The sequence below is a fragment of the Parasediminibacterium sp. HNIBRBA5674 genome (assembly GCF_056745525.1).
The window spans coordinates 26,005-33,957 of sequence record NZ_JBQWIE010000038.1 but is presented as its reverse complement, the minus strand read 5'-3'; the positions used below and the strand labels follow the sequence as shown (position 1 = coordinate 33,957).

The following is a 7,953-nucleotide window of genomic DNA, read 5'->3' as shown; positions in this document are numbered from 1 at the left end:
GTTTGATGAGTGTGGTAACTTTTAAACTCTTTTCGATGCTCACTTATTTTATAACTAGCAACTTGCGTTAATTAATTGTTTGGTAGTAGCTGCCAATTCTGGGCTGCCCGGTGCAGGATATTGTACATCAAACAATGCTTTAGGAAAACCACCAAAGTCGTGAATGGTTTCTGGCTTAGGCATAGCTGTTACAAATGTGCCTCGTGTTTCCCAATGCGCTGAAATACACAATATGGCTTTTGGTTTTGTAATGCTTGCGCCAATATTTCTAAAACCTGTTACAAACTCATTTTCTTCTATGGCATTCATTGGGCTACCATGACCAAGAAACAGTACAGGCATGGTATCGGTTGCTGAGAAGTTGCTAGTAAGGTTGCCCAAGCTTTGTAACGATGATGTTGCGCCTGCCATAGTTGTGAGTGTTAGGTATTGTATAAAGGTTTGCCTGTTCATTGCTTATTTGTATATGCAAATGTACTTGCTGAGAAAGGGCCAAATTCGCTATTTGAGGAAATCTTGTTTACAAGAAGGCTTAGGATTGCTGTAAACTATTCTACAGGATGTTTTGCTTTATATCTAAGAATTAACCAAGTAATGGTAAACGTGGGTATAATATCTGTACCAGGCAGAATTTCTTCTACAAAATTAGCCGTACCGCCCATAATACCAAGCTTTCCGCCAAAAGTGAAATAATACACCACAGCTGAAATGGGAGCGAAAATCATATCAAAACTTTCGCCTAGAAATGGCAATATATAGGTGGCTGCGCCAAGCAGATCCATCACAATACACAATACAAGCGATGGCTTACGAGACATAATCTTAGGGGGTATTTTAAGGGTTGAATTAGAGCAACTGTTACTTATTTTCTACAATGCTTAAAGCACCAGATGGGCATTTGGCTACTGTAGCCACTATCTTTTCTGAAGTTGCATTTTCCATTTGAATCCAAGGTTGTGTTTGTGGCTTAAACACGCTGTGTAGGTTTTTTACACATACACCAGAATGCTGGCACAAAGCAGACTGCCAAAGAATGGTTACTTCACCATTAGTATAGGTTTTTGTTACTTGATGTGGATTCATAAGTATTAAGCGGTTGTGTGAATAATAATCTTGTTTTCTAAAATTTTAGATACGGGGCATTTGCTAGCTATTAACAACAAGCGTTCTTTCTGTTCGTCGGTTATCTCTGTTGAGAATGTGATGTCTCTTGTAATATTGGTAACAAGTTCAGTGGTTGTGTCTTGTGTCATATTTAGTGCTACACTTATTTCAGGAATAATCCAACCTTTTCTATCTATGTACATTCTTAGGGTAGATAAGGTGCAGCCTGCAAGCGAAGCCAGTAAAGTGCTGTAGGGGTCAGGACCTTTGTCGCCACCAGCTATGGTTGTAGGTTCATCCATAATTAGCGTGCCATTACGCCATGCAATGGTGCAATAGTACTTTGTAACGCCGATGCTGCCTTTAATAGGCTCGCTTAGTAAAGTAGCCATAACTCTAATAATGAAATTTAAAGTTAGGCATAAAATTGTATTAATGGCGGTAGTAGTATAAACGGCACTACCGCAACACCTAGCTCAATATTTACTGAACGAGTGTTGCGGCAGGCAAGCGGCTTTTTCTGGATATTTGGATTTTAGAACAGCTTAAATAGGTTTTTCTAGGAATATTGGATTTCGTGAACATCAAACTATTCTTAAAGATTTTTCATAGAACCATTGGTATTGTTTTTTTTAAGGGATAGAAAAACTGCTTTTTTTAATGTAGAATTTTAAGTGTTAACAAATAGGTTTTTCATAGAACATTGGAAAACAGGATTTGGATATCGGTTTTATTACACCACAAAGATGCTACAGTTAATGCTAGTGGTATTTAGTAAAACACTGCGCCTTTACCTACACATATACTTGCTTTTTGTAGTAGCATGTTTAGTTGTTGCCACTACAGTATTGCGTTTAATATATTAACAACTACTACAAAAGACGCTTTGTAACGTAGGGCGAGCATTTATATGTAAAATATAAACTTGTGTATTAGTGCTTTTAAAGAAAGCTTTATGATAAAGTAAGTGGTGAAAAACGTGTAAAGCCAACGGCTATGTTTAGTAAGTAGCGCTGTAGTTAATTGTAGTAGTTTGTAGTGCACAAATCTCAAACTAGTATCCAACAAGCAACTACTAGCTTTTAAAATAATGCTTAGATTGGTTTAAAAAACAAAGCCCTCGCAATTATTGCGAGGGCTTTGGGTAATGTATTTTGTAGTGTAATAGTTATAAATCTGCAGCATATTTCCACCAATCTGCTAGTGAACTGCAAGTGCCATACTCTTTATCTATAGTAATATAGTAGTTTGGTAAATGTTCTTTAAACCAAGTTTCAAGTACACCTTGTTTTTTTTCTTCTAAAGCTCTTGCTTGAATACGGTTGTAATCTTGCTTCAAGTTTTCTCTATGTGGCTCGGTACGGTTTTGTAGGTAAATGATACGCACCATTTTAGTACCTCTTTCGTTAATGTAAGCTTGCGGCTTAGAAATATCGCCCACTTTTAAGTCTTTTAAAGCCACCACCATTTCTTTATCAGGCAATTGGTCGATGCTTAAAAATGTAGAACCTGTTCTATCAGATAAGCGGCCACCAGTGAATTTGCTATTATCATCTTCACTAAAACGGTTTACCGCTTCACCAAAATCAAATCTTTTCTCTAATACCTGCTTGCGAATAGTATCTAATTTTTCAAGGCTTGCTTTAATTTCATCTTCTGTTACTGGCGGTATTTTAAGTATGTGACGCACAATGGCATCATCACCACTACGGCTTACCATATAAATAATGTGGTAACCAAATTTAGATTTAATAACCGGTGAAATTTGCCCATCTTTTAATCTAAAAGTAGCAGCAGTAAAGTCTTTATCAAAATCTTTGCCCGTTCTGTTAAGTGATAATGTACCACCTTGTTGCTCGGTACCTTTATCGTCAGAGTTTGCTTTTGCTAGCTGCGCAAATGGTTTAATACCACTTTCTGCCTGACGCTTTAAATCGTACAGTTGTTTAATAACGTACTCTTCTACCTCTTTCGTGGCTTTTGGCTGCAATACCACTTGGCTTATTTCTACTTCACTTTCGTAGTAAGCAAGGCTATCAGCAGGTATTTTATTAAAGTAAGCTTTTACTTCAGTAGGTGTAATTTTTACCGCATCTAATATTTTACCACGCATTTGGTCAGCCAATTTGCGTTCTTTAAAACTTTGTCTAAAGTCTTCTTTTATTTGGTAAATGGTTTTGCCTGCAATTTCTTCCAATGCATCTTTTGAACCGTACATACCAATAAACTGACGAATTTGTAAATCCAAACCAGCTTCAATTTCATCTTCTGTTACCGGTAGCGAATCTTTTTCTGCTTGCAATACCAATGCTTTCTGAATTAATTGGCCTTCTAAAAAAGCGCATTCAGGGTTAGCCGGCAGTTGTGCTTCTGCACCTTGACGTCTGTAATCGGCAATCGCATTTAAAATGTCAGATTTCAAGATAATCTTATCGCCTACTTGGGCAATAATTTTATCTGCCACCACCTTTTTGGGCTGCGCAAAAACCGATAAAGCGACTACTGTAAAAGAAAACAATAAAACAATTTGCTTCATAAATAACACTTCTAAGACATCAAAAATAAGGCTTTGTACACCGCTAAAGCTGCAAGATGTAAGGTTTTTAACAAACTGTTGCAGTAGCAAAGTGTTTTACACATCCATTTATCACTTATGCAACCTTATTTTTAGGGTATTTTATTTATCTTTCAAGTATGAAAAAATACGCAATTGCGCTGTTGTTGTTGGTAAGTACGGCATCATTCGCTCAAGAAACAGCCAAACCTTTTTGGCTTGCAAAAACAACAGGCAAATTGCCCGCATTAAGCTATGGCCTAGGTGATGATAGGCTTGGTGGCGCTAAAATGGGCTATTTAGATACCAATGTTCTGTTAAAAATCATCGATTCTACCCAATCTATGTTTTTGGTACAACTATCTAAAAACCATTCAGCTTATATCGCTAAAGAGTTTGTAGTGGCTGACACGGTTACCAAATTAAAACCTTATTACCTAACCGACAGTTGGTATGTAAAAGGTACCGACAGTTGCTACGATATTGCATCTATCAGCATAGGTGAACATTTGCCCTACAAAAGCTGGATGGAAATTTCGCCAAGTAAAATAATGGTAGACATTTATGGTGTACAAAGTAATACCAACTGGATAACGCAATTGCAAAACTTAAAAGCAATAAAAAACATTTACTACAACCAAATAGAAGACGATGTAGTAAAAGTAACAATTGAGTTGGTGCATCAGCAACATTGGGGCTACACAATTGGCTATAGTAAAAAGGCGCTGGTAATAAAAGTAAAACGCCAGCCAGATTTGGTAAATATTAAAAAACTAAAAATAGCCATTGATGCTGGTCACGGCGGCACAAATAGTGGTACTGGTGGTACTAATACCGATGCGGTTGAAAAAGATTTGACGCTGCAATTTGCCAAAGCATTTGAAAAGCAGCTTAAAACACTTGGCTTTAAAAACATAGTGCAAACTAGAACCAAAGACACTACTTTTAACAATAGCGATAGGGTGTTGTTTCTACAACAAGAAAACCCAGACCTACTCATAAGTTTTCATCTCAACTCATCATCAAAACCAGATGTGAGTGGTAGCAGTACATACTATAAGCACATTGGCTTTAGGCCATTAACGACGGCTATTTTAAAACGCATGTTGGCTATAAAAATGAATGAATACGGTAATATTGGCAACTTCAATTTTACATTAAATGCACCTACAGATTTTCCTAATTGCCTGCTAGAAATAGGGTTTTTAAGTAACGTTGCGGATGAAAAAAGTATTGTTACAAAAACTTTTCAAACGCAAGTAGCCAAGCAAGTATATCTTGGCATTACAGATTGGATAAACAACGTAAAAAATAAATAACGATGACAAACTTTAGCCGTAGAAAATTTTTAGGCACAGCTGGCCTTGCAACTTTAGCAACCACCGCATTTGGCAGCAATAAAAATGCAATTACCAACGATGCACCTAAACAAAAATTGATGCACCAAGTGTTTTATTGGTTAAAAAATCCTGATAGTGCAGAAGACAAACAAAAATTGATTAATGGCTTGCACGAATTAGTAACTGTAAAGCAAATTAAATACTCGCATGTAGGTGTGCCACAGGTGTACAAAGCCGATGATCCACTTAAAGGTTATCATGTATCGTTGCTAATGGTATTTGACGAACCAAGTGGTATTGATGAGTATCACAAAGATGACATTCACCAAAAATTTGTGAAAGAATGTGGTGGCCTTTGGGCTAAAACTATCAAGTTTGATGCACTTGCGGTGTAAGGATGTTAGAAGTGAAACGTGAAATGTAAAAAGCCTTAGGTGTTACGTTTGACCTTTCACCTTTTTCTTTTCACACATACTGCTACTTTCGCTTGCACAAAAAAATAAATGAACCAAATGGATGTAATTATTGATGCTATAGGTAAGCTATATCAATCGTATACAAACGAGGCTGCTGCACGCATAGAAAAACTGCCACAAAGCGGTAGCGATAGAATTTACTTTAGAATTTACGCAAGCAATAACGCCACACTTATTGCTACCTATAACTTGAATGTAAAAGAAAATGGCACGTTCATTTATTTTAGTAAGCACTTTAAAGCCAAAGGCTTACCTGTGCCTACGGTGTTTTGTGTAAATGATGCGCAAACCATTTATATACAAGAAGATTTAGGTACTGAAAGTTTGCTGAATAAATTAGAACAACATGGCCACGAAAGCTATGCCTATAGCTTATTTGAAAAAAGCTTGAAAGCCCTTGCCAGCATACAAATAAAAGGCGATGATGGGCTTGATTATAACTATTGCCTTACGGCAAAAGAATTTGGCAAGCAAGCTATTTTAAGCGACTTGCTATATTTTAAATACTACTTTCTAGATACGCTGCAATTACCTTACGATAAGCAAACCATGCTAGATGATTTTGAGGCATTAAGTACTTATTTAACCAAAACAGAAAATAAGTATTTTATGTTTCGTGACTTTCAAAGCCGCAACATTTTGGTAGAGAAAGATGATGTGTATTTTATAGATTTTCAAGGTGGCATGAAAGGCGCTTTGCAGTACGATGTTGCAAGTTTATTATGGCAAGCAAAAGCGCAGCTAAGTGAAGATTGGAAAGACCGTTTGCTGAACTATTACATGGTTGAAGTAGACACCTTGCTAGGCAAGCAAATGGACCGAACTACGTTTGTAAGTCAGTACAATGGTTATGTATTGATACGCTTGTTACAAGTATTAGGTGCGTATGGTTTTAGAGGTTTGTTTGAAAGAAAAGCCCACTTTTTATCTAGCATACCATTGGCTTTGCAAAACCTAAAATTTTTTATAGAACACAAGCGTGTGGGCATTATTACGCCTGAGTTTGATAAAATGTTGAAGCTAATAGCTAGCGACGAAATCATAGAACGTTTTACTACGGTACAAGCCAATGCAGAAACACCGTTGCGTATAACTATTAATAGTTTTAGCTACAAAAAAGGCATACCAAAAGATGAAAGTGACAACGGTGGTGGTTATGTGTTTGATATGCGTGGTATTTTAAATCCTGGTCGCTTTGATGAATACAAACAATTGAGTGGTCAAGATAAGCCCGTACAAGATTTTTTAGAGCAACGCACCAAGATGAATACCTTTTTAAACAGTGTTTGGGATTTGGTAGACATTACTGTAGAAGATTACATTAAACGTGGCTTTAGTAGCTTAATGATAAATTTTGGTTGTACAGGTGGCCAACATAGAAGCGTATATGCAGCCGAACAAACGGCTCGCCATTTGCGCAATAAATTTAAAGTGCCAGTAACGCTTACGCACACCAATAAAGACAATTGGGTAAGATAACGCCCCTTACCCCTAAAGGGGAATATTGTAGCCGTTAAAACTAAACCTTCTAAATGGAAAACATAGTAACAGATAGTGGATTTCAAAATCCCCCTTCAGGGGTTAGGGGTATGATTTTTGCCGCAGGGCTAGGTACAAGGCTAAAACCCTTTACCGATAAGCATCCTAAAGCATTGGCTGTGGTAAATGGCAAGCCATTATTACAGCGCAATATTGAATACTTACAGCAACATGGTGTTACCAATGTAATTGTAAATGTGCACCACTTTGCTGACCAAATAATTGATGCGATACAGCAAAACAATGGTTGGGGTAGTCAAGTAGCTGTAAGCGATGAAACGGATGAAGTATTAGAAACAGGTGGTGGTTTAAAACGTGCTAGCAGCTTTTTTAAAGATGTGGAAGATTTTGTGGTAATGAATGCAGATATACTGACTGACCTTAACTTAACAGCTATGTTGCAAAGCCACAAAGCGCAACAACCACTTGCTACTTTAGCTACTAGTAATCGCAGTTCTTCTCGTTATTTTTTGTTTAATGAAGCTGATGAATTGAGTGGCTGGATGAATGATAAAACCGGTGAACAACGCATATCTAAACCAGCTACTGTTTTTAACAGAAAAGCATTTAGTGGTGTGCATGTTATTAGTAGTAAGTTGCTGCCATTAATAACACAAGAAGGCAAATTTTCTATGGTAGATGTATACTTAGAGTTGGCTAAAAGCCACGTCATTAAAAGCTTTGACCATTCTGGTACTCAATTTATAGATGTAGGTAAGCCTGAAAATATAGTATTGGCAGAAAGCTTATTTGGATAAAAATAAAACAGCCGCTAATATAAAGTCTAGCACAAGCAGCACAATTATTTGAAAATAGTTTTTTTGTCAGCAACGTAATTGGTAATAGTTAAAGAATCTTTTCAGAAATAGTATCGTTTGAAATGGCTTTATCTCTTTGTTTACAAGTAAGCGCAATAAAAAACAATCATCAATATAGCAGT

General features: G+C 36.8%; 9 protein-coding genes. 4 read left to right on the top strand and 5 right to left on the bottom strand.

The features are described 5' to 3' along the window. Positions 1-54: 54 nt before the first annotated feature. The 5 genes from ACT9TX_RS15675 to ACT9TX_RS15655 form a co-directional block, all read right to left on the bottom strand. Positions 55-453: a dioxygenase family protein gene (locus tag ACT9TX_RS15675; RefSeq protein WP_481339704.1), complete on the bottom strand. Its 399-nt coding sequence runs from the start codon at positions 451-453 to the stop codon at positions 55-57. A gap of 95 nt (positions 454-548) precedes the next feature. Then, entirely contained in the window at positions 549-818 is a 270-nt protein-coding gene (locus ACT9TX_RS15670) for a hypothetical protein (protein WP_481339702.1), read from the bottom strand. 40 nt (positions 819-858) lie between these two features. After that, positions 859-1,083 carry a (4Fe-4S)-binding protein gene (locus ACT9TX_RS15665; RefSeq protein ID WP_481339700.1) on the bottom strand — a complete coding sequence of 75 codons (225 nt, stop codon included), beginning with the start codon at positions 1,081-1,083 and terminating at the stop codon, positions 859-861. Positions 1,084-1,088: 5 nt separating this feature from the next. Continuing rightward, a complete protein-coding gene (locus ACT9TX_RS15660; protein WP_481339698.1) occupies positions 1,089-1,496 on the bottom strand; it encodes an OsmC family protein in 408 nt (135 codons plus the stop codon). A 776-nt stretch (positions 1,497-2,272) separates the two neighbouring features. Further along, on the bottom strand, positions 2,273-3,640 hold the full coding sequence (locus ACT9TX_RS15655; RefSeq protein ID WP_481339696.1) for a peptidylprolyl isomerase: 1,368 nt from the start codon (positions 3,638-3,640) through the stop codon (positions 2,273-2,275). A 158-nt stretch (positions 3,641-3,798) separates the two neighbouring features. Here ACT9TX_RS15655 and ACT9TX_RS15650 point away from each other — a divergent pair, with 158 nt between their 5' ends. The 4 genes from ACT9TX_RS15650 to ACT9TX_RS15635 all read left to right on the top strand — a co-directional run bounded on the left by ACT9TX_RS15650 (position 3,799) and on the right by ACT9TX_RS15635 (position 7,771). Then, the gene (locus ACT9TX_RS15650; protein WP_481339695.1) at positions 3,799-4,977 is read left to right on the top strand and encodes an N-acetylmuramoyl-L-alanine amidase family protein; all 1,179 of its coding nucleotides are present in this window, start codon (positions 3,799-3,801) and stop codon (positions 4,975-4,977) included. Positions 4,978-4,979: 2 nt separating this feature from the next. Then, positions 4,980-5,393: a Dabb family protein gene (locus ACT9TX_RS15645; RefSeq protein WP_481339693.1), complete on the top strand. Its 414-nt coding sequence runs from the start codon at positions 4,980-4,982 to the stop codon at positions 5,391-5,393. Positions 5,394-5,510: 117 nt separating this feature from the next. Further along, positions 5,511-6,953 (top strand): RapZ C-terminal domain-containing protein, encoded by a 1,443-nt coding sequence (locus ACT9TX_RS15640; RefSeq protein WP_481339691.1) that lies wholly within the window; start codon positions 5,511-5,513, stop codon positions 6,951-6,953. A gap of 53 nt (positions 6,954-7,006) precedes the next feature. Next, the gene (locus ACT9TX_RS15635) at positions 7,007-7,771 is read left to right on the top strand and encodes a nucleotidyltransferase family protein (RefSeq protein WP_481339689.1); all 765 of its coding nucleotides are present in this window, start codon (positions 7,007-7,009) and stop codon (positions 7,769-7,771) included. The last annotated feature ends 182 nt before the right edge of the window (positions 7,772-7,953 follow it).

Bases quoted from the DNA above. Each gene is read 5' to 3' on its own strand.
- ACT9TX_RS15635 (WP_481339689.1), top strand. From the start codon at position 7,007: ATGGAAAACATAGTAACAGATAGTGGATTTCAAAATCCCCCTTCAGGG.
- ACT9TX_RS15650 (WP_481339695.1), top strand. From the start codon at position 3,799: ATGAAAAAATACGCAATTGCGCTGTTGTTGTTGGTAAGTACGGCATCA.
- ACT9TX_RS15665 (WP_481339700.1), bottom strand. From the start codon at position 1,083: ATGAATCCACATCAAGTAACAAAAACCTATACTAATGGTGAAGTAACC.
- ACT9TX_RS15675 (WP_481339704.1), bottom strand. From the start codon at position 453: ATGAACAGGCAAACCTTTATACAATACCTAACACTCACAACTATGGCA.
- ACT9TX_RS15660 (WP_481339698.1), bottom strand. From the start codon at position 1,496: ATGGCTACTTTACTAAGCGAGCCTATTAAAGGCAGCATCGGCGTTACA.
- ACT9TX_RS15655 (WP_481339696.1), bottom strand. From the start codon at position 3,640: ATGAAGCAAATTGTTTTATTGTTTTCTTTTACAGTAGTCGCTTTATCG.
- ACT9TX_RS15645 (WP_481339693.1), top strand. From the start codon at position 4,980: ATGACAAACTTTAGCCGTAGAAAATTTTTAGGCACAGCTGGCCTTGCA.
- ACT9TX_RS15640 (WP_481339691.1), top strand. From the start codon at position 5,511: ATGGATGTAATTATTGATGCTATAGGTAAGCTATATCAATCGTATACA.
- ACT9TX_RS15670 (WP_481339702.1), bottom strand. From the start codon at position 818: ATGTCTCGTAAGCCATCGCTTGTATTGTGTATTGTGATGGATCTGCTT.